Source organism: Phocaeicola sp. ICN-14070 (assembly GCF_037892625.1).
Lineage (GTDB): Bacteria > Bacteroidota > Bacteroidia > Bacteroidales > Bacteroidaceae > Phocaeicola > Phocaeicola plebeius.
On the sequence record NZ_JBBKBF010000032.1, the window covers coordinates 1 to 19,733 of the forward strand.

Below are 19,733 nucleotides of genomic sequence, written 5' to 3' on the forward strand. Positions count from 1 at the left end.
GTTCTATTACAAACGTCAAAGCGTTTTTTTTATGCCCGATTTTCAAGCTTGCTTTTATGCCTGACGAAGCTGGCGGTCCATAGCTGCGGCCGCACGGCGTCCGTCACCCATCGCCAAGATTACAGTAGCTCCACCGCGCACGATGTCACCACCGGCATAGATGGTCGGGATAGACGACTGCATGTCATCGTTGACGGCAATGGTTCCCTTGCGTCCTAATTCCAGCCCCGGAATAGAATTCGGCACAATCGGGTTAGGCGATACACCTACACTGACAATGGCCATGTCGATGTCGAGAGTTACTGTAGCTCCCGGAATGGCAACCGGACTACGACGACCGGAAGCATCAGGCTCACCCAGTTCCATTTTCTGCAATACCACCTGTTTTACACGTCCCTTCTCATCGGCAATGTATTCTATCGGATTGTGCAATGTCAGGAATTCTACACCTTCTTCCTTGGCATGCTTCACCTCTTCCAGACGGGCCGGCATTTCTGCTTCTGAACGACGGTAGATAATCATCGCTTTCTCTGCTCCCAGACGACGCGCGGTACGTACAGAATCCATCGCTGTATTTCCACCACCGATTACAGCCACTCGCTTGCCGAATGTCACCGGAGTATCGGCATCTTCGCTGGCTGCATCCATCAGGTTCACACGTGTCAGATATTCATTCGAAGACATGATATTGATGGAGTTCTCGCCCGGAATGTTCATGAAGTTAGGCAGTCCAGCACCCGAAGCAACGAAGATTCCCTTGAAACCTTCACTTTCGAGGTCTTCCACACTGATGGTCTTGCCTATGATGCAGTCCTTCACGAAAGTCACACCCATCTTAGACAGGTTTTCGATTTCCACATCCACAATCTTGTTCGGCAGACGGAATTCAGGAATACCGTATTTCAATACACCACCAATTTCATGCAGTGCCTCGAACACAGTTACGTCGTAACCCATCTTGGCCATATCGCCTGCAAACGATAATCCGGCAGGTCCTGAACCCACTACTGCAATCTTGATACCGTTCTTGGCTGCAATTTCGGGCACTGAAATCTGTCCGCTTTCACGTTCATAGTCAGCAGCGAAACGTTCCAGGTAACCGATAGCTACCGCTTCGTGTCCCATCTTCAGATGAATACATTTCGATTCACACTGCTTTTCCTGCGGACAGACACGGCCACATACGGCTGGAAGCGCACTGGTCTTTTTCAGCGTACGCGCTGCTTCCAGGAATTCTCCGCGTTCGATGTTCTTGACAAAGCCCGGAATGTCAATACCCACCGGACAGCCTTCCATACAAGAAGGATTGGCACAGTCCAGACAACGCTTGGCTTCTGTCAGCGCCTGCTCTTCGCTCAGTCCCAAGTTCACTTCTTCCTTGCGGCTGTGTGAACGGTATTCCGGATCCAGTTCGTTCATCTTCACGCGCGGAATAGCCGTACGTTCTTTCGGCTTCATGCTCTTGCGCAACGCTTCACGCCATTCAGCGTTTCGTCCGGAAGCAGCCTGTTCAGCTTCACAAGTTGCAGGTTTTGTATCCAGTTTATGAATTTCTTCACGTTCAATATCCTTGAAGGCTCCCATACGTTTCAGCATCTCGTCGAAGTCCACCTGATGACCGTCGAATTCCGGACCATCCACACATACGAACTTCGTCTTTCCGCCCACGGTGATACGACAAGCACCACACATGCCCGTACCATCCACCATAATGGTGTTCAGCGACACATCAGTCGGAATATCATATTTCTTGGTCAGAAGGCAGACAAATTTCATCATGATGGCCGGACCAATGGCAAAACACTTGTCCACCTTTTCACGTTTGATGACTGCTTCTACTCCTTCAGTAACCAAACCTTTCTGTCCGTAAGAACCGTCGTCCGTCATGATAATCACTTCGTCCGAACTCTCACGCATTTCCTTTTCAAGAATAATCAGTTCCTTGGTACGTCCGGCCAGCACGGTAATGACCCGGTTTCCCGCAGCCTTCAATGCCTGCACGATAGGCAACATCGGAGCCACACCTACACCACCTCCGGCACAAACCACCGTTCCGAAGTTTTCAATATGAGTAGCCTTTCCCAGCGGACCTACCACATCTGTAATGTAATCACCCACATTCAGTTCGCACAAACGAGTGGACGAAAGTCCGACTTCCTGCACCACCAAAGTAATGGTTCCCTTCACCGGATCGGCTGCTGCAATGGTCAAAGGCATGCGTTCCCCCTTCTCGCCTACACGGACAATGACAAAATGTCCCGCCTTACGCGACTTTGCAATCAAAGGAGCCTCAAGCACCAGTTTGAAGACCTTTTCGGAAAAATGTTCCTTCTGAAGAATCCTGTTCATAATTCTATCTGATAAGTTAATTATTTAGTTGTTTGTTTCATGAATAAATTGCCACAAAGTTAAAAGAAATAATGACATAATCAAATAGATTCTGCTCATTCAATAAACTTTTGGTAACCCCTTACAATATCTGACAAATCTGTTACACCCTTCATTATTTTAAGCAATTAGTTAGATATGCATCTTTTTCAATTGAAACAAAAACCACAGCATTAGAATATATTATAAATCAGCATTTTACACAATACCTAAAAAAGGAAAATCGGCATTTTTTACTATTTATTCCGTAAAAATGACTCTCGTACCAAATTAAAGACTATCTTTGTAAGGTTACAATATGACATAAAAGACCATGAATGAACAACTGAATCACATCAGACAACTGATAAATGAAGGACATGTAGACACCGCTATATCTCGCCTGAATGATTGGTTGCAAACGGCTTCCTCGCCCACGGCGGAAGCATATTATCTTTTGGGAAACGCCTATCGGAAAAAAGGTGACTGGCAGGGAGCGCTCAACAATTATCAGGAAGCGATTGCCCTGGACCCGGAAAGTCCGGCAGCCGATGCACGAAAGATGGTGATGGATATACTTAACTTTTATAATAAAGATATGTTTAATCAATAAGAGATATATACTATGGCTAAGATGAAAGGTGTGGTTATCGTAAATACCGAACGCTGCAAGGGATGCAACTTATGTGTGGTAGCATGCCCGCTGCATGTGTTGTCACTCACCCCGAAAGTAAATCAAAAAGGATATAATTACGTACAGCAGGTAGTGGAAGATACCTGTAACGGATGCTCTTCGTGCGCCATTGTGTGCCCGGACGGTTGTCTGACCGTATACAGAGCGAAAAGTGAAGAATAAAAATGCCCAACAAGCAAAATCGAAAAATTATGGCAGAAGAAGTTGTTCTTATGAAAGGTAACGAGGCCATAGCCCATGCCGCCATCCGTATCGGCGTGGACGGTTACTTCGGTTACCCTATCACCCCCCAATCTGAAGTATTGGAAACGCTTGCCGAACAGAAGCCATGGGAAACTACCGGAATGGTAGTTCTTCAGGCTGAAAGTGAAGTGGCAGCAATTAATATGGTATACGGAGGCGCCGGCAGTGGAAAAATGGTCATGACTTCATCCTCCAGTCCGGGCGTCAGCTTGAAGCAGGAAGGTATCTCCTACATCGCAGGTGCGGAACTTCCTTGTCTGGTGGTCAACGTGATGCGAGGAGGTCCGGGTCTGGGTACTATTCAGCCCAGTCAGGCCGACTATTTCCAGACTACCAAGGGAGGCGGTCACGGCGACTATCACCTGATTGCACTGGCTCCGGCTTCCGTACAGGAAATGGCTGACTTTGTAGGGCTGGCTTTCGATCTGGCTTTCAAATACCGCAATCCAGCTATGATTCTGGCTGACGGTGTTATCGGTCAGATGATGGAAAAGGTAGTGCTTCCGGAATATCGCCCCAGACGTACGGAAGAAGAGATTCTGGCCCAATGTCCGTGGGCAACGACCGGCTGCAAGGGACGCAAGCCCAATATCATCACCTCATTGGAACTGGATCCGGCCATCATGGAACAGCGCAACTTGCACTTGCAGGCTAAATACGCAGAAATCGAAGAAAAAGAAACACGCTACGAAGAGCTTGACACAGAAGATGCTGAATACCTGATTGTAGCTTTCGGTTCTTGTGCACGTATCGCACAGAAAGCCATGGAGCATGCACGCGAAGAAGGCATCAAGGTAGGTCTGTTCCGTCCGATTACATTATGGCCGTTCCCAAGCAAGGCCCTGAAAGAAAGAGCTAAACAGGTGAAAGGTATCCTGACCGTGGAACTGAACAGCGGACAGATGATTGAAGATGTCCGTCTGGCCGTAGAATGTAAGGTACCCGTAGAACATTTCGGACGTCTGGGAGGTATCGTACCCGATCCGGATGAAGTAATCGAAGCCATCAAGGAAAAACTGATTCAGAAATAAGTTATGGATACCGATAGAATAAGAGCCGTCTTAAACGTACTGTTTATGATTGGAGCATTGATTTCCGTTATTCTCTACTTCACATTGGGCGAAGACAAGACCGTATTCTTTTATGTGTGCGGTGCCTCTCTTTTCCTGAAGATGATGGAATTCGTGTTTCGTTTCTTTCTACGATAAACTACAGGAGAACTAATTATGACAAAAGAAGATATAATCAAACCTGAAAATCTGGTTTATCAGAAGCCTCGCCTGCTGAACGATAACCCTATGCACTACTGTCCGGGATGCAGTCACGGAGTAGTTCACAAACTGATTGCCGAAGTCATCGACGAAATGGGCATGGCCGAGAAAGCTGTCGGAGTAAGTCCGGTAGGTTGTGCCGTGTTCATGTATAATTACCTGGATATAGACTGTCAGGAAGCCGCACACGGACGTGCACCTGCCCTGGCTACTGCCATCAAGCGCTTATGGCCCGACCGCCTGGTATTTACCTATCAGGGCGACGGTGACCTGGCCTGCATCGGTACGGCCGAAACCATTCACGCCCTGAACCGCGGAGAAAACATCACCATCATTTTCATCAACAATGCCATCTATGGTATGACCGGCGGCCAGATGGCTCCGACCACGCTGGTGGGTATGAAGACTTCTACCTGCCCGTACGGACGTGTTCCGGAAATCCACGGTTACCCGCTGAAGATGACCGAAATTGCCGCTACACTGGAAGGTACCGCTTACGTAACCCGCCAGTCAGTGCAGTCAGTGGCTGCCATCCGCAAGGCTAAGAAAGCCATCCGCAAGGCATTCGAATGTTCCATGCAGAAAAAAGGCTCCAGTCTGATAGAAATCGTATCTACCTGCAACTCCGGATGGAAAATGACACCCGAAGCCGCCAACAAATGGATGGAAGAACACATGTTCCCCTTCTACCCGCTGGGCGACCTGAAAGATACTACCGAAAATAAATAATTATTTGCACATTATATGAAAGAGGAAATTATCATAGCAGGATTTGGAGGTCAGGGAGTTCTTTCCATGGGAAAAATCCTGGCATATTCCGGTCTGATGGAAAACAAGGAGGTGACTTGGATGCCAGCCTACGGTCCGGAACAGCGCGGAGGTACGGCCAACGTCACTGTCATTGTGAGCGACGAGCGTATCTCATCCCCGATTCTCAGCAAGTATGACACAGCCATCATCCTGAACCAGCCTTCGCTTGCCAAGTTTGAAAGCAAAGTTAAGCCAGGTGGAGTATTGATTTACGACGGATACGGCATCATCAACCCTCCTACACGCAAGGACATCCATGTGTATCGCATTGATGCCATGGACGAAGCCAACGAACGAAAAATGGCTAAGACCTTCAACATGATTGTATTGGGAGGATTGTTGAAAATCCGTCCCATCGTATCAATCGAAAGTGTGGTGAAAGCCCTGCGTAAAACTTTGCCTGAGCGTCACCATCACCTGATTCCGATGAACGAAGAAGCCATACATATCGGTATGGACATCATCAAGGAAGTCTGATTTCTTACCGGAAGCGTACTTCTATATCACAGGCTGCCAGCGCATTTACAGAAAGAAATGCGGTTGGCAGCCTGCTTCTTTTTCCAGAGTTTCACTTCTAACATCTCCAATGCTACTTTTTGAAAGCCACAATCTCCCGTTTTCGCATTTTTATTGTATCTTTGCCCCATTATGAAGAAGCTATTTTTTACAACCCTATTCATACTGGTGTGCACCGCCCTCTCGGCACAGAACACCATTTCCCAATACGGACAAGGAATGTCGGCCACCGGAATGGACGGCAACAGATATGACCGAAACGGTAATCCGATAGATACAACCGCAGTAATTGATGCCAGCACCGTACCGGTGGGACTGAATGCCTGGAAAATCGACACACGATTTGGAGAAATGACCCCCGTTCCGGTCGACACCCTGCAACATGGTTTCCAGAACTCCAATGATACGGGAGGTCCTACGGGACATTATACTTACTTAGGTAACTTGGGAGCACCGCGTATCTCACACGTGTTCTTTGAACGGAAAGAAAGCAGCCAGTTTTTCTTTACTGACCCATACGACTTCACCGTACGGAAACCCAGTGACGTGGTATATACCAATACCAAGTCACCGTTCACCAACCTGACCTACTTCAAGCAGGGAGACGGACGTTACGGAGAGGAACGTTTCAAAGCTTACTTTGCCGTGAATGTGAACAAGCGTTTAGGCTTCGGATTCGACATTGACTACACCTACGGACGAGGAAAATACGACAGCCAGTCAACGGCGCTGTTCAACGGTAATCTCTTTGCCTACTATCACGGCGACCAGTACGACATGCACTTCAGCTTTATCAATGAAAACCTGAAGGTGGCCGAAAACGGAGGTATCACAGACGACCGCTACATCACCAACCCGCTGGAGATGGCCGAGGGAAACCGAACCTACGAAACGTATTCTATCCCGACCAATCTGTCAAATATCTGGAACAACAATACCGGGTATCATGCCTTCCTGACTCACCGATACAATTTAGGATTCTATCGCGATGAAACAACAGAGAACGATACGATTACTAAAGAGGTATTCGTACCAGTAACCAGCTTCATTCATACCGTCAACGTAGATATCAACCGCAGAAAATACGTGTCTTATGACGTAGGCCAGAATGAAGAATACTTTGAACATAACTACCTGGGCAAGGATTCACTGGACATCACCAAGAACTTCTCTATCAAGAACACCGTCGGCATTGCCCTGCGGGAAGGATTCAACAAATGGGCCAAAGCCGGACTGACCGTTTTTGCCAGCTTTGAGCATCGTAACTTTACGCTGACTGATACCATTACCGGCACTCCGGGACGACGCATCCCGACAACTCACAAAGAGAATGTATTGTCTATCGGAGGCCAGCTTATCAAGTCACAGGGAAAGACACTGCACTACAATGTGTTGGGTGAAATAGCCATGATTGGAGAAGATGCCGGACAGTTCAGCGTAGAAGGACAAGGTGACCTGAACTTCCGCCTGTTCAACGATACCGTACGTCTGGAAGCCAATGCCTATATCAAAAACCTGAATCCAACGTTCTACTACCGCCATTTCCACTCCAAACATTACTGGTGGGACAATGACCTGAGCAAAATCATGCGTACACGCATTGAAGGAAAGCTGAGCATCGACCGCTGGCGGACACAGTTGAAGGCGGGAGTAGAAAATATCACCAACTATACGTATCTGGACAATGCTTCGGTGAAATATACCAACGCCAACGATGTGGTCAGCTACAAGAACGACATGGCCGTACGCCAGCATTCCGGAAACATCCAAGTGTTCAGTGCCAGCCTGCGTCAGGACTTCAAGTTGGGCATCCTTCACTTAGACAATGAAATCACCTACCAGAAGACCAGCAACAAGACCGTGCTTCCCTTGCCGGAACTTGTACTCTATCACGACCTGTACATCCGGTTCGGACTGGCCAAGAAGGTGTTGAGCATTGAAATGGGAGCCGATATGCGTTACTTTACACAATATTATGCCCCCGACTATGCTCCGGCTATCGGACAATTCTACCTGCAAAATCCGGACACACGTTATAAAATCGGAGGCTACCCCCTCATCAACGGCTACATCAACCTGCACCTGAAACGTACGCGTATCTTCGTACAGATGTATAACCTGCTGCAGCGTACGGGAGAAAAGAGCTACTTCCTGGCTCCGCACTATCCGCTTAACCCGCGTATCCTGAAAGTAGGACTCTCATGGAACTTCTTTGATTAATTCTCTGCCTATGAAGAGAAACCAAATTCTATATCTGGCAGGCGGATTGATTATTCTTGTCGCCATACTCCGGCTCTGTTCACACCATGAAGAAGAACCGAAGTTCACACCACGCGACTATCCGGAAATCATCGAGTCAGGTATCCTCCGTGCAGTAACGGAATACAATACCATCAGCTATCATGCCGACAAGGACAGTCTGTCCGGCTTTGACTACGAACTGCTGAATGCCTTTGCACAAGCCAAGAACCTACGGCTGGAAGTCACTCCGGAAATGAGTTTTGAGGAACGGTTGAAAGGCCTCAACAAAGGAAAATACGACCTGATTGCTACGGAAACAACCGTAACTACCCGTTCCAAAGACTCCCTTCTTTTCAGCCACACTCTGCTGCTCAGCAAGCAGGTACTGGTACAGCGCAAACCAGAAAAAGGGAAAGACAGTCTGTACATACACAACCAACTGGAGTTAGGACACAAAACCCTGCATGTGGTCAAAGGCTCTCCTGCCCTGCTGCGCCTGCACAACCTCATCAGCGAGATAGCCGACACCATCTATATTCAGGAGATAGAACAATACGGTCCTGAACAACTCATGGCCATGGTTTCCGGAGGTGACATTGACTATGCCGTGTGCGACGAGAATATTGCCAAGGCAAACATGCACCTATATCCAAACCTGGATATTGATACAGACATCAGTTTCACCCAATTCTACGCATGGGGAGTAGCTAAACATTCTCCCATCCTGCTCGACAGCCTGAACCAATGGCTCGACGAGTACATGAAAAGCGAAGACTATCAGAAATTATATAAGAAATACTTTCATTAAAACCACTCATCTATGATCAAACTAGATAAAGTAAACTGGGGATTCATCGGATGCGGTGAAGTCACCGAAAAGAAAAGCGGACCCGCTTTTAACATGATAGAAGGCTCACGGGTGGTTGCCGTCATGAGCCGCGACGAAGAGAAAGCCAAATCCTACGCCATACGCCATCAGATACCCCGATGGTACACCGACGCACAAGAGTTGATTGGAGACGAAGATGTGAATGCCATTTACATCGCTACTCCTCCTTCTTCGCATGCCACATTTGCCATCATGGCGATGAAGGCCGGCAAACCAGTATACATCGAGAAGCCGATGGCTGCCAGCTATGAAGACTGCGCACGTATCAACCGTATCTCAAAAGAAACTGGAGTACCTTGCTTCGTAGCCTATTACCGCCGCTACCTGCCCTACTTTCAAAAAGTCCGTCAGTTAGTGGAAGAAGGCGAAATCGGCAACGTTATCAACGTGCAGATTCGTTTCGCACAGCCCCCGCGTGCACTCGACTACAACAGCAAGAACCTGCCGTGGCGTGTGCAACCTGATATTGCAGGTGGAGGTTATTTCTACGACCTGGCTCCCCATCAGCTCGATTTATTGCAGGACATGTTCGGATGCATCCTGGAAGCAGAAGGATACAAATGTAACCGTGGCGGACTGTATGAAGCAGAAGATACAATCAGTGCCTGCTTCAAGTTTGACTCCGGCCTGCCCGGCTCAGGTTCATGGTGCTTCGTAGCTCACGACTCCGCCAAGGAAGACCGTATTGAAATTATCGGAGACAAAGGTATGATCTGCTTTTCCGTCTTCACCTACGACCCGATAGCCCTGCATACGGAACGTGGACGTGAAGAAATCCTGCCTCCTAACCCTCCTCATGTACAGCTTCCGCTGATTAAAGCTGTAGTAGAGCATCTGCAAGGAAAGGCAGTCTGCACCTGCGACGGGGTCAGTGCCACTCCTACCAACTGGGTAATGGACCGCATTCTGAACAAACTTTAACTAATACACGATGGGGTGAAGCCACTCTCTTTGTTGACCATACTGTCTATACTCCTTTTCTATCCGACGCACACCATGGCTCAGGTAGAGAAGAAAGACAGCGTGTCAATCAACGAACCAGCCCCTGTGGCTTCTCCCCGACTGTCATTAAGCAGTCTGACCGACGGTATTGTCCGTTCCATCAAGTACACTGGAGAAGAAATCAAGAAGGCTGGGGCCAAACTGAACACCATAGACACCACTTACATCTCTCCCAACAAATATAATCTGGCCTTCATGCTGGAGCAAAGTTCCTGGTATGAACATTACCGGTTGGGCAGCAATGACGGACAAAGTCTGAATTTTGCCCCGAACATCAATACTAAGTTAGGAGTCTATTTCGGCTGGAGATGGATCTTTTTAGGACTTTCTTTCGACATCAAAGACCTTATCGGCAAAGGGAAAGAAAAAGCTCCCCGAAAAGAAATTGTATTCAATCTATACAGCGCTAAATTTGGTGTAGACTTGTATTACCGGAAAACAGGCAGCAACTTCAAGCTGTCTTCCTATGAAAAGTTTAACCTGAGCCAAAGCTATACGAACACACAGTTCAACGGTTTTCAAAGCAACATCAAAGGACTAAATGCCTACTGGATTTTCAACCACAAGCGCTTTTCTTATCCTGCGGCCTATAGCCAGTCGACCAACCAACGGAAAAGCTGTGGCTCCCTGCTGGCCGGATTTTCCTATTCCCAGCATAACATTTCCTTCAACCATACCCAATTGCCCGAGGAAATGCAACAGCAGCTCAGTTCCTCCCTGAAATTTCATAGCCTGCGCTATACCGACTACAACCTTAGTGTTGGCTACGGTTACAACTGGGTATTCGCTAAGAATTGTCTGCTGAATGTTTCTCTCCTTCCCGCCATAGCCTATAAAAAAGCACGTATCAACGACCAGCCTACTCAAAGCGGAACCGACTGGGCACAATGGATAAAAGACATCAACTTTGATCTGATTACACGTGCCGGCATCACCTGGAACAACAGCAAATACTATGTAGGAGCGTCTCTCGTACTCCACACGTATGACTACCGGAAACCCTCCTTCTCTATGACCAACTCTTTCGGAAGCTTACGTATCTACATGGGATTCAACTTCTGGAAAAAGAAAGAATACTGTGAGAAAAAAGAATAAAAAAAGGGAGCTGCCCCAGTGAATAAAAGCAACTCCCGTATTTAAATAAAACAAACACAATGAACTTCTAGAAGTGAACGCCCAGTGTAAGCAGCAACTGATGACGTTCATTAGTCACTTTCGTAGCCTGCAAAGCCGCATCACTGAATGCATAGAAATCAGACTTATATACATCATATTTATAAGCTAAGTCAGTGTAGAACCACTTGCATCTGTAACCCAAGCCCACAGTTACCGTATTACGGGCTAAATCATTAGCATATTCTGTATCTGTACGCATATCATTTGCATTCAACGACTTGTATGCACCATCCTTATAAACCGATGTAGAATAATTGTAACCCGCTCTTACGCTAAACGCAGAAGATATACGAGTTTCCATTCCCAAACGCAGTGTATGTTGCCCTTTCAGCGTAGATTTGGTATACTCATTCTGATTCTCCATCGGAGTTCCATCATTATAATACAAGCGAGAAGAGCCGAAATTGGCGTACTCATATTCCGCACCTAAAGCCATGATACCTCCTAAAGTCGTTCCTGCACTGACATTGAATTTCCATGGAGTAACCAAACGATAGTCCTGCACAGATTCTCCGGCATAATCTATAGTTCTTTCATTCGCCTTAAACTGCTTGTTATCATCCTCATTTTCATAGTTATAATTCAGTTCTGAATAAATTTCAGAAGAATAGATATCTGTCAATGAATACCAGGTAGGCGTATGAATGGCAAAACCGAAACGGAACGGAGATTCTTCTATGGGTCGGAAAATAGCTCCAAGTTTCAAATTAATTCCCGATCCTTCCGTTCGATACAGATTCCGCAACTCATAGAAACCGGAATGACTACCATCATACAAGTCTTCTGTATAATAGGTGCTACGCGTATAATCCACATCATTCACACCCAATGTAATTCCGAAATACATCCGGTCTTCCACATTAAATGCAACGTTAAAATCATACTGGTTAATACCACCCTCTTCCCGACTGCGGAATCCACTGGAATTTCCATTCCACCCAATCGGTAATTGATAGGTTCCTCCTTTTCCATCGTCAAAAGTACCTACTCCTACCAAACCAGTACGAATACCCATTACGCCTAAATATGGATAATTGACATTATTATATGGATTAGACAGGTTACTATGACCTTCCATTCCATAATTATAAATATTATTTATCTCATCTATGGAGAAAATGGTTCCTCCCACCATATTGGCCATCTGCTGCGTTTGTGAAAGCCCATTAAGCATTCCTCCAGCCGCAAACATTCTGTTAAAATTACGACTCTTATGGTAATTGAATCCAAAATTCAGGTAGCGAAGTGTAGTACGATTACCAATCTTTGTGGAATACACAAAACCAATCTGATCAAAGGAAGCCTTATTCCGCTTGTCATTCATCTTCTCCCCTCCAAAGTCACTCTCAGCCTTTGTGCTGTTCATACCAAAGGAAGTAGACAAGTCATGCCCCCTAAACAAACCGATACCAGCAGGATTGGTACCAATAGTAGAAATATCCGCTCCCAAAGCTCCCATGGCTCCTCCCATACCTACAAATCGGGCCGTACCGTTTAACTCATCACCAGCATAGCGAGCCGCATCATACGCATTCTGCGCCATAGCCTGCGCACTGCACATCAATGAGCAGGCCATCGCATACATATATTTCCTTTTCATACTTGATTTCTTAATTTAATGTTCAGACTATCTTCTGTGTGCACCTCCGCCACCACCAGAACTTACACTTCTTGAAGAGCCTCCACTACGGGTTGTAGTAGAGCGATAGCTACCTCCTCCAAAGTTGTTATAGCTTCTGACAGATGAGTTTGAATTTGTCCGTGAATTGTTTATTCCGTTCATCCGGTTGCTGCTATTCTGGTTCATGCGGTTAAACGCTCCCGTATTACGATAAGAATTAGGACGCGTACTGCTTGGACGAGAATAAGTAGATTCACCAATACCTTGTGAAGGACGTGTATATCTCACACCTGTGCTACGTACTCTTGTAGCGTCATCCGGACGTACAGAACGTACCCCATTAGTTCCACTCACTACACGACCTCCCGTTCTACCGTTTTGATCCAAAGCACTCATCACACGACCTCCTGTTCGGCCATTATGGTCGAATACAGAGCCCACAGTACCTCTCCGTACCACATTCTCTGCACGGCGGTTATTGTAGGTATAAGAATGACCATGCCATCCTCCTCCCCATCCATACGACGGATAATGATGATGCCACCCCGGTCCCCAGTAACCGGCCCAGTAACCTCCCCAATAGCCACCCCAGTAACCGCCATACCAGTATGGAGAATACCAGCTGCTATAATACCATGGAGAAGACCATCCCCAGCCAAAACTGAATCTCGGCCCGGCTATGCTCCAGTTCCATCTCCAATCCCACCACAACGGATTGCTGTAGGTAGGAAATACATAAGCATAAAGTCCATCATCATACACATTCCAGTCCCATGACGGGAAAGCACCATACACTACATCCCAGTACAACGGACTGCTTACCGGTATGGCATAACGCGGACTCCGGAAACGAACGATACGCATGGCATATTCGTAATCATCCTGCGAACCTTCAAATCCGTTCACCCATTCTCCTCGTTCGCCATACGGTTTTTCCTGAATGTAAAGCGTATCATTCTGCATAGAGAATGTATTTTCACGCGATGTATACCGACGGTTGTACTCATCTACATCACGCGTATTTCCTGCCACATCTTTCACTACAACCGGAGTGGAAGTAGTCGATGTGGAATACACCGTTGTCTCCTGACTATTCTGCTTCGGAGCCACTACGGTCTCCTTCTTCGTTTCCGTTTTTTTCTTCGGAACGAAGTAAAGGTCGTCGTTACTCTGCGCTGCCAAAATAAATGGCAAGCCAGCCAACATCAACGAAGCAAATACTTTCACCTTCATCATAATTATATCATTTAACGGTTTCACCTTTTTAATCTGATACAAAATTAGAAAGATATTTCTCCCCATCAAGCAGGAAATCCCTATTTCGAGATAGGGGTTTCCCTAAACTTGTCGAATGCTCAATTTTTTTACACTCCCAGGAACGGAACTACCACAAACTCTGCGTCTGGATATTCCCGTTTCAGCAAGTCGCGCATATATTCCTCCGTATCGCGACGGATAATCTCATCGTCTTCTTCCGGAAAGAGGTTGTAGACCAGCGTATGCAGACGGATGCCCCGACGCGTCATCGCTTCCAGGCTCAGCAACGTGTGGTTAATGCTTCCCAAACGACCGGAAGTGACGAACACCAGCGGGTACTGTTTCTGTGCCACATAGTCGATGGTCAGCAGTTCACGGGTCAGCGGCACCATCAGTCCTCCGGCTCCTTCCAGCAACACCGCATCATAGCGTTCGCTCAGTGTCTGAGTGGCACGTTCAATCTTGTCGAAATCAATCGGACGCTTGTCTATCTCCGCTGCCAGGTGCGGAGAACAGGGATAAGAAAAAATCTCCGGCATGGTCAATCGTTCCTTATCTTCCGGCAACAAGTCGGTACCCATAATCCGGCGGTGCAGCTCGATATCTTCCGACATGTCCGTATTCCCCGTCTGAATCAGTTTCTCCGTAATGGTACGGATACCCCGTTCATTCCAGGTCTTAGCCAGGTAAGCCGTAGCATAACTCTTTCCGATATTGGTATCGATACCGCTGACAAAATATACATTCTTTTTCATACTCGTAACCTTTTTATTTTCTACATATCATATAAATAGGATGAAAGGTCAGGTACACCTTTCCACGTTCATCCGAAAACTGTTTCGTATAATTCCGGCAGAACTCCTGCAACCTACCGCGTGTCCATGGCTGTGCAGCCGTGCCTGTCACTCCAGTCTCCTTCAAATGCTTCAACACATCCAAAGGAGAAGAGAATGATAAGCGCAACTGTTCCTCGTGGGTATATACCACTTCATAACGTGCCGTCAGCATCTCTTTCAGTTCCTCCAGCGACGGATACGACAATCCCGCCGCAGTCAGTGTCGCCACCTCCTCCGTATTGTGGGGACCAAAGGTACTGAAAGCCAGGTATCCCCCTTCGTGCAGCAACTTCCGGCATCCTGAAAAGAAACGTGGCAAATCTTCAAACCACTGCACCGCCGAGCACGATACAATCAGGTCCTGTCCTTCCGGAAAGGCTAATGTCTCTGCATCCTTCGCCATGAAATGCACCTTTTCACCCAGCACATCTGCCAGGTAAGGTTCCACTTCCGGACAAAGGTCATTCAGCCACATTTCTTCCGGTACAGCCTGCTGCAAGTACATCCGCGTGAACATGCCCGTACCGCAGCCTATTTCCAGCACCCGCTCCTGTATGTCCGAAGGAATGTAACGCCCGGTCAGTTCCGCCATCCGGGATGCCACGTAACGCTGCACGTCGGCCTTGTCCAGGTAAGTTCCCACGGCCTTGGCAAAGCACCGACTAATCAGGGCCTTGTCCATAAGCGACTTTCTCCGTTCAGCAACTCACGGAACAACTCCTCGTCATAGTGTTCCGCATCCACTTCTTCCACGGCCACTCCCTTCCAGGCTTCGCGCTGGTTCTGAGGCGGAAAAATCTTGTCGTTCGTCCCGACAATCGCCTTGCCCCAAGTCCACTCCACAGCCGGACGATTCTTTACTGCCGTCCACAAAGCCGCCAGCTCTTGGTGCAAATCGTCTACCTCCCGATAAGGGTGATGCGACAGGAATGTCTTCACCTGTGCGGCCGACCCGCAAATCCGCCGACGGAAACGAATCAGTACCGGTTCCGAAAAATTCTCCAAAGTTCCCTGAAAGATGGATTCAGGAATGCCTTTTGTATCATGAATAGGGAAAGGCGTACCGTTCACTGCCAGCCTCATCCCATAAGGATATTCTTTTCCGGCCAACGTCTGGCAGGCTACCCATACCCCCATGGACCAGGCCATGACCCGTATCTCCTTGTAACCCTCCAGCAGACTGTAGTCAAAATCCAAATCCTTATAGTCGAAACACAACAGGCAGTCGCATTCCTCCTGCACCGGTCCGGCAAATAAATTTTCGTCCGAGCCCCATCCGGCAAAGAAGAGCAGCAATGTAGAATTTCCTTCCTTCTTGATAAACCGTTGTTTCATATCTTAATTTCTTTCTGTTTTCATGCTTTCATTTCATGACACAACCGTGCCATTTCCTCTTCTTCAATCAGCGAAGTCAGCGAGAAACGCAACCTCGCTGTTCCCTCGGGTACGGTAGGCGGACGCACGGGCAACACATAAAAGCCGCGTTCCTGCATCTGCAAGGCCTTCCAGATGGCCTTCTCATTGGCTCCCACTACCAGGGGAATAATATGACTTTCCGACGGACATTCCACCCCACTCTCACGGATAGCCGTCCGCAGGCTTGCTGAGATTCTGGCCAGATGCTCCCGCCGTGCCTGCATATCTTCCAGGTGCGACAAGACAAAGCGCATCCATGCCACATTGATAGGCGGCAAGGCCGTGGTGAAAATCAACGTACGCATCCGGTTCACCAGGTAATCGCGTATCACCTTCCGGCACACTACATACGCTCCCACGGAAGCCATCGCCTTGCCGAAGGTACCGCACAAGAAATCGATGTCCTTCAGGCAACCTTGTTCCTCGGCTACCCCCAGCCCTCGCTGGCCCCGTACGGCAATGCCGTGCGCCTCGTCTACATACAGCATCACGTTGGTATAACGGCGCTTCAGTTCCACCAGCCGGTCGAGCGAAGCCACGTCACCGTCCATGCTGAACACACTTTCGGTCACTACAATAATCCGGTGATACTCGCCGTGATGTTTGGCCAGCAGATTCTCCAACTGTGCATAGTCCTGATGACGGTAACGGATGCACTTGGCCGCCGACAAGCGGATGCCGTCAATCAGACTTGCATGCACTAATTTGTCGGCTAAAATCAGCGTATTTGCATCGGTCACCGCCGGAAGAATTCCCGTATTCATGTGATACCCGCTGCTGAACACCAGTGCACTCTCCGCTCCAAACAACGAAGCCAGCAGCGATTCCAGTTCCCTATAGGCTGGGAAGTTGCCCGTCAGCAACCGTGAAGACGAGGAAGAAAAGCACAAATCCCTTTCCTTCACCGTCCGCAGAAATTCCTCACGCAACGCCTTATCCGAAGCCAGTCCCAGATAATCGTTCGACGACAGGTTCAACATCCTTCGTCCGCCGGCCTCAATCCATTTCCCTTCGCTACAGGTTTCCGGCAACACACGCAGGTTGCCACACGCCTCCAGTTTATCCAGTTCCAGCTGAAAATCTCCGTCCAGTCCGGGTTGTATTTCATTTTCCATAATTCACCTCCTTTGTTTTTATTCCGGCATTTCACCGACAATCTTACACAAACCACTCGTCAGTTTCGTCAGTTCTTCCGGACGAATGATGAAAGGCGGCATGATATAAGCCAGCCGTCCGAACGGACGCACCCAAATACCTTCTTCCACAAACCGACGCTGCATCCAGCCCATGTCGACCGGCTTCTTGGTTTCAATCACTCCGATGGCACCCAGTACCCTGACATCGGCCACCTGCGGCAACAAAGCCGCCGGTGTCAGTTCCTCTTTCAGCTGTGCTTCAATGCGGAGTACCTTCTCCTGCCAGCCTGACGACAACAACAGACGCACGGAAGCCAGTGCCACGGCACAAGCCAGCGGGTTGCCCATAAACGTAGGACCGTGCATGAACGCACGTGGCTCCTTGGAAGAAATACAGTCGGCCACCTTTGCCGAAGCCAGCACCGCCGAGAAGGTCATATACCCTCCGGTCAGTGCCTTGCCGATGCACATGATGTCCGGTTCCACCTGCGCATGTTCCCATGCAAACAATTTCCCCGTACGTCCGAAGCCTGTGGCAATCTCGTCAAAGATCAACAGCATGCCGTGTTCCCGACAAAGGCGTGCCGCCTCCCGCAAATACTGCGGATGATAGAAACGCATTCCGCCGGCCCCCTGCACTATCGGCTCTAAAATCAGTCCCGCCAGCTCACCGTGATGCTGATTGATGACTTCACGCAAGGGTTCGATGTCCCTCTCGTCCCATTCCGCATCGAAACGGCACTGCGGAGAAGGTACAAAATAGCGCACCGGAAGGGCCGAACCAAACAGGCTGTGCATGCCCGTTACCGGGTCGCATACCGACATGGCGTTCCACGTATCGCCGTGATAGCCCGAACGGATGGTCACAAAATTGTTCTTCTCCGGATGACCTGCCACAAACTGATACTGCACCGCCATCTTCAAAGCCACTTCCACAGCCACCGACCCACTGTCGGCATAAAAAATGTATTCCATGCTGGGAGGCACGATTTTCAGCAATTCCTTTCCCAATTCGATAGCCGGCTCGTGTGTCAGTCCCCCGAACATCACGTGTGACATCCGGTGAAGCTGTTCTTCTATTGCCTGGTTCAACACCGGATGATTGTATCCATGCACAGCACACCACCACGATGACATGCCATCAATCAGTTCCGTACCGTCGGCCAGCGTCAAGGTACAACCCTGTGCCCGTTCCACCTTATAAGTGGGCAGCGGATTTGAAGTTGAAGTGTACGGATGCCACAAATGGTTCCGGTCAAATTCGTCAAACAATTTCTCACAATTCATATCCTGCCTCCTTTATACGTTCTTTGTCTTTTGTTACTTTTGAGCCAAGGGTAGTCAGCAAATCCCCCACAATGGCCGAATTGATTCCCACATACAGCGCACGGTCCACCGTCTCCTCGCTCAACTGCGAGCGCCCTCCGGCAAAGCGAAGGAAAGCCGTCGGGTTCACCATGCGGAACATGGCCACCGTACGCAGTACCTCTTCCGCCGTCAGCGGCTTTGCGTGTTCCAGCGGCGTTCCCTTGATGGGCTGCAACAAGTTCAACGGGATGGACTGTACCTCCAGTTCCCGCAAGGTCAGTGCCAGTTCTACCCGCTGGGCCGGCGTTTCTCCCATGCCGATGATGCCTCCGCTACACACGTCCATGCCCGCCCGACGAGCTGCCTGGAGCGTTTCTATCTTCTGTGCCTGCGTATGCGTGGAACACAAGGTCGGAAAGAACGAAGGTGCCGTTTCCAGGTTGCAATGATAACGGCTCACCCCGGCACGATACAAGGCCGCAAGCTGTTCTTCCGTTGCCAGTCCTAACGACGCACACAATTCAATCTTACTGTGCGCCCGAAGGTATGCAAAGTGCTCGCAAAGTTTCTCCACCTCTCCTGCTGAAGGCCGACGACCACTGGTCACCAATGAGAAACGAGCCACACCCTGGTTCTCGTTCATCTTTGCCTGACGCAGACACTCTTCTTCGCTCACCAGTCCGTACTCCTCCACACCCGTGTGATGATGCACCGACTGGGCACACCATTTGCAGTTTTCAGGGCAACGACCCGACTTGGCGTTAATAATGGAACACATGTCAAACTTCCGTGAAGCGTATGCCACCGTAATGCGGTGAGCCACCTCACACAGTTCCTCAAAAGGCGCTTCCTCGAGCAGCCACAAAGCCTCTTCCGAAGTAAGCATGCCTCCTTCCTTTATCTTCTCTTCTAATTTCTGTAATCTTTCCATACGTATTTATCCTAAAAAA

19 protein-coding genes are annotated in these 19,733 nt (G+C 48.6%); 10 read left to right on the plus strand and 9 right to left on the minus strand.

What is annotated here, in order from left to right:
• Nucleotides 1-54 precede the first annotated feature (54 nt).
• Nucleotides 55-2,349, minus strand: coding sequence for a bifunctional dihydroorotate dehydrogenase B NAD binding subunit/NADPH-dependent glutamate synthase (locus WKT20_RS09935; protein ID WP_118163094.1), 2,295 nt, complete (start codon nucleotides 2,347-2,349; stop codon nucleotides 55-57).
• A 352-nt stretch (nucleotides 2,350-2,701) separates the two neighbouring features.
• Here WKT20_RS09935 and WKT20_RS09940 point away from each other — a divergent pair, with 352 nt between their 5' ends.
• The 10 genes from WKT20_RS09940 (at nucleotide 2,702) to WKT20_RS09985 (ending at nucleotide 11,128) form a co-directional block, all read left to right on the plus strand.
• Complete coding sequence (locus WKT20_RS09940) at nucleotides 2,702-2,980, plus strand: tetratricopeptide repeat protein (RefSeq protein ID WP_022052453.1); 279 nt, start codon at nucleotides 2,702-2,704, stop codon at nucleotides 2,978-2,980.
• A 12-nt stretch (nucleotides 2,981-2,992) separates the two neighbouring features.
• Nucleotides 2,993-3,223: a 4Fe-4S binding protein gene (locus tag WKT20_RS09945; protein WP_007561869.1), complete on the plus strand. Its 231-nt coding sequence runs from the start codon at nucleotides 2,993-2,995 to the stop codon at nucleotides 3,221-3,223.
• A 29-nt stretch (nucleotides 3,224-3,252) separates the two neighbouring features.
• Complete coding sequence (locus tag WKT20_RS09950) at nucleotides 3,253-4,335, plus strand: 3-methyl-2-oxobutanoate dehydrogenase subunit VorB (protein ID WP_040313010.1); 1,083 nt, start codon at nucleotides 3,253-3,255, stop codon at nucleotides 4,333-4,335.
• Nucleotides 4,336-4,380: 45 nt separating this feature from the next.
• Nucleotides 4,381-4,512 (plus strand): hypothetical protein, encoded by a 132-nt coding sequence (locus WKT20_RS09955; protein ID WP_258361454.1) that lies wholly within the window; start codon nucleotides 4,381-4,383, stop codon nucleotides 4,510-4,512.
• An 18-nt stretch (nucleotides 4,513-4,530) separates the two neighbouring features.
• On the plus strand, nucleotides 4,531-5,304 hold the full coding sequence (locus WKT20_RS09960; protein WP_340417302.1) for a thiamine pyrophosphate-dependent enzyme: 774 nt from the start codon (nucleotides 4,531-4,533) through the stop codon (nucleotides 5,302-5,304).
• A 15-nt stretch (nucleotides 5,305-5,319) separates the two neighbouring features.
• Entirely contained in the window at nucleotides 5,320-5,862 is a 543-nt protein-coding gene (locus tag WKT20_RS09965; protein WP_007561861.1) for a 2-oxoacid:acceptor oxidoreductase family protein, read from the plus strand.
• A gap of 171 nt (nucleotides 5,863-6,033) precedes the next feature.
• A complete protein-coding gene (locus WKT20_RS09970) occupies nucleotides 6,034-8,121 on the plus strand; it encodes a putative porin (RefSeq protein WP_340417303.1) in 2,088 nt (695 codons plus the stop codon).
• A gap of 10 nt (nucleotides 8,122-8,131) precedes the next feature.
• On the plus strand, nucleotides 8,132-8,950 hold the full coding sequence (locus WKT20_RS09975; RefSeq protein ID WP_270653592.1) for a transporter substrate-binding domain-containing protein: 819 nt from the start codon (nucleotides 8,132-8,134) through the stop codon (nucleotides 8,948-8,950).
• Between the two features lie 12 nt (nucleotides 8,951-8,962).
• Nucleotides 8,963-9,952, plus strand: coding sequence for a Gfo/Idh/MocA family protein (locus WKT20_RS09980; protein WP_007561855.1), 990 nt, complete (start codon nucleotides 8,963-8,965; stop codon nucleotides 9,950-9,952).
• Between the two features lie 75 nt (nucleotides 9,953-10,027).
• Complete coding sequence (locus tag WKT20_RS09985; protein ID WP_340417313.1) at nucleotides 10,028-11,128, plus strand: DUF4421 domain-containing protein; 1,101 nt, start codon at nucleotides 10,028-10,030, stop codon at nucleotides 11,126-11,128.
• 67 nt (nucleotides 11,129-11,195) lie between these two features.
• On the opposite strand, the gene WKT20_RS09990 is transcribed toward WKT20_RS09985, so the two are convergent.
• The 8 genes from WKT20_RS09990 to bioB form a co-directional block, all read right to left on the minus strand.
• On the minus strand, nucleotides 11,196-12,809 hold the full coding sequence (locus WKT20_RS09990) for a hypothetical protein (RefSeq protein ID WP_118242627.1): 1,614 nt from the start codon (nucleotides 12,807-12,809) through the stop codon (nucleotides 11,196-11,198).
• A 27-nt stretch (nucleotides 12,810-12,836) separates the two neighbouring features.
• A complete protein-coding gene (locus WKT20_RS09995) occupies nucleotides 12,837-14,063 on the minus strand; it encodes a hypothetical protein (protein ID WP_317345298.1) in 1,227 nt (408 codons plus the stop codon).
• A 131-nt stretch (nucleotides 14,064-14,194) separates the two neighbouring features.
• On the minus strand, nucleotides 14,195-14,842 hold the full coding sequence (gene bioD, locus WKT20_RS10000) for a dethiobiotin synthase (protein WP_117702360.1): 648 nt from the start codon (nucleotides 14,840-14,842) through the stop codon (nucleotides 14,195-14,197).
• Nucleotides 14,843-14,855: 13 nt separating this feature from the next.
• Nucleotides 14,856-15,605, minus strand: a complete 750-nt coding sequence (gene bioC / locus WKT20_RS10005; RefSeq protein ID WP_340417304.1) for a malonyl-ACP O-methyltransferase BioC — start codon at nucleotides 15,603-15,605, stop codon at nucleotides 14,856-14,858.
• Nucleotides 15,590-16,258 carry a DUF452 family protein gene (locus WKT20_RS10010; protein ID WP_340417305.1) on the minus strand — a complete coding sequence of 223 codons (669 nt, stop codon included), beginning with the start codon at nucleotides 16,256-16,258 and terminating at the stop codon, nucleotides 15,590-15,592. The genes bioC and WKT20_RS10010 overlap by 16 nt, the downstream gene beginning before the upstream one ends.
• 20 nt (nucleotides 16,259-16,278) lie before the next feature.
• The gene (locus WKT20_RS10015) at nucleotides 16,279-17,454 is read right to left on the minus strand and encodes an 8-amino-7-oxononanoate synthase (RefSeq protein WP_117702357.1); all 1,176 of its coding nucleotides are present in this window, start codon (nucleotides 17,452-17,454) and stop codon (nucleotides 16,279-16,281) included.
• A gap of 18 nt (nucleotides 17,455-17,472) precedes the next feature.
• Nucleotides 17,473-18,762 (minus strand): adenosylmethionine--8-amino-7-oxononanoate transaminase, encoded by a 1,290-nt coding sequence (bioA, locus tag WKT20_RS10020; protein WP_340417306.1) that lies wholly within the window; start codon nucleotides 18,760-18,762, stop codon nucleotides 17,473-17,475.
• Nucleotides 18,752-19,714 (minus strand): biotin synthase BioB, encoded by a 963-nt coding sequence (gene bioB, locus WKT20_RS10025; protein WP_118242635.1) that lies wholly within the window; start codon nucleotides 19,712-19,714, stop codon nucleotides 18,752-18,754. The genes bioA and bioB overlap by 11 nt, the downstream gene beginning before the upstream one ends.
• Nucleotides 19,715-19,733 lie beyond the last annotated feature (19 nt).

Bases quoted from the DNA above. Each gene is read 5' to 3' on its own strand.
- WKT20_RS09980 (WP_007561855.1), top strand. From the start codon at position 8,963: ATGATCAAACTAGATAAAGTAAACTGGGGATTCATCGGATGCGGTGAA.
- WKT20_RS09940 (WP_022052453.1), top strand. From the start codon at position 2,702: ATGAATGAACAACTGAATCACATCAGACAACTGATAAATGAAGGACAT.
- WKT20_RS09985 (WP_340417313.1), top strand. From the start codon at position 10,028: ATGGCTCAGGTAGAGAAGAAAGACAGCGTGTCAATCAACGAACCAGCC.
- bioA (WP_340417306.1), bottom strand. From the start codon at position 18,762: ATGAATTGTGAGAAATTGTTTGACGAATTTGACCGGAACCATTTGTGG.
- WKT20_RS09935 (WP_118163094.1), bottom strand. From the start codon at position 2,349: ATGAACAGGATTCTTCAGAAGGAACATTTTTCCGAAAAGGTCTTCAAA.
- bioD (WP_117702360.1), bottom strand. From the start codon at position 14,842: ATGAAAAAGAATGTATATTTTGTCAGCGGTATCGATACCAATATCGGA.
- WKT20_RS09955 (WP_258361454.1), top strand. From the start codon at position 4,381: ATGATTGGAGCATTGATTTCCGTTATTCTCTACTTCACATTGGGCGAA.
- WKT20_RS09950 (WP_040313010.1), top strand. From the start codon at position 3,253: ATGGCAGAAGAAGTTGTTCTTATGAAAGGTAACGAGGCCATAGCCCAT.
- WKT20_RS10015 (WP_117702357.1), bottom strand. From the start codon at position 17,454: ATGGAAAATGAAATACAACCCGGACTGGACGGAGATTTTCAGCTGGAA.
- WKT20_RS10010 (WP_340417305.1), bottom strand. From the start codon at position 16,258: ATGAAACAACGGTTTATCAAGAAGGAAGGAAATTCTACATTGCTGCTC.
- WKT20_RS09945 (WP_007561869.1), top strand. From the start codon at position 2,993: ATGGCTAAGATGAAAGGTGTGGTTATCGTAAATACCGAACGCTGCAAG.
- WKT20_RS09990 (WP_118242627.1), bottom strand. From the start codon at position 12,809: ATGAAAAGGAAATATATGTATGCGATGGCCTGCTCATTGATGTGCAGT.
- WKT20_RS09960 (WP_340417302.1), top strand. From the start codon at position 4,531: ATGACAAAAGAAGATATAATCAAACCTGAAAATCTGGTTTATCAGAAG.
- bioB (WP_118242635.1), bottom strand. From the start codon at position 19,714: ATGGAAAGATTACAGAAATTAGAAGAGAAGATAAAGGAAGGAGGCATG.
- WKT20_RS09975 (WP_270653592.1), top strand. From the start codon at position 8,132: ATGAAGAGAAACCAAATTCTATATCTGGCAGGCGGATTGATTATTCTT.
- WKT20_RS09965 (WP_007561861.1), top strand. From the start codon at position 5,320: ATGAAAGAGGAAATTATCATAGCAGGATTTGGAGGTCAGGGAGTTCTT.
- WKT20_RS09970 (WP_340417303.1), top strand. From the start codon at position 6,034: ATGAAGAAGCTATTTTTTACAACCCTATTCATACTGGTGTGCACCGCC.
- bioC (WP_340417304.1), bottom strand. From the start codon at position 15,605: ATGGACAAGGCCCTGATTAGTCGGTGCTTTGCCAAGGCCGTGGGAACT.
- WKT20_RS09995 (WP_317345298.1), bottom strand. From the start codon at position 14,063: ATGAAGGTGAAAGTATTTGCTTCGTTGATGTTGGCTGGCTTGCCATTT.